At 45.7% G+C, this 740-nt stretch carries 1 protein-coding gene; it reads right to left on the reverse strand.

Annotated features, from left to right (window positions below; translation table 11 throughout):
• Positions 1-740, reverse strand: a 740-nt coding sequence (locus R7R24_RS26625; RefSeq protein ID WP_318120105.1) for a GGDEF domain-containing protein, incomplete at both ends; no start/stop codon positions are given.

Genomic DNA, 740 nt, shown 5'->3' on the forward strand with positions numbered 1-740 from the left:
ACAATGTTCGTAAAACGCGTACTGATTTTTACCCGTGTGTTTCGCGGCATACATCGCTTTGTCTGCGCAGCGGGTAAGCTCTGATAAATCGTTGGCGTCTTGTTTATAGATTGCGGCTCCTACGCTCATCGTCAGCTCATTATAGGTATCGTAGTTTTGATATCCCTTTGGGAACAAATTAACGATGCGATCCAAAATGCCATCTAGGTCTTGTTTACTGCGCACATCGTAAAGCATTAACACGAACTCATCGCCTGCGAAGCGCGCAATGGAGTAGTCATGTTTATCGGTTTTTCGGTCGCTGTTACGAATGCTTTTCTTCAATCGAGTTGCAAATGCTTTCAACACTTGGTCGCCAACATCGTGGCCATAGGTGTCGTTGATGTACTTAAAATTGTCGATATCGAGAAAAACCAACGCGGTGACACTGCGTTCGTCTGAGTGGTCAATGTCGTGCAGTTTTGCTCTAGCCCACGTTTCAAAGCTCCAACGATTCGCTAAGCCCGTCAGTTGGTCTAGGTAGGCTAACTCCTCAATCCCTTCTCGGTAAAGGGTTTGAATGTAGCTGACGACTTTTGCGTAGTAGTAGGAGAAGGTATGGCAGACAAAACTGATGGCTATCAAGGTGAACATGAATCGGCGTTCGATCATGTCGCCAGTGGCAGGTAAGCCGTCTAAAAACGTAATGCCAAAGAAAACCAAAATCATGTAGGTAGCGCTAAAGAGTAAACCGACTTTGA

The sequence above is a fragment of the Vibrio sp. 704 genome, from assembly GCF_033339295.1.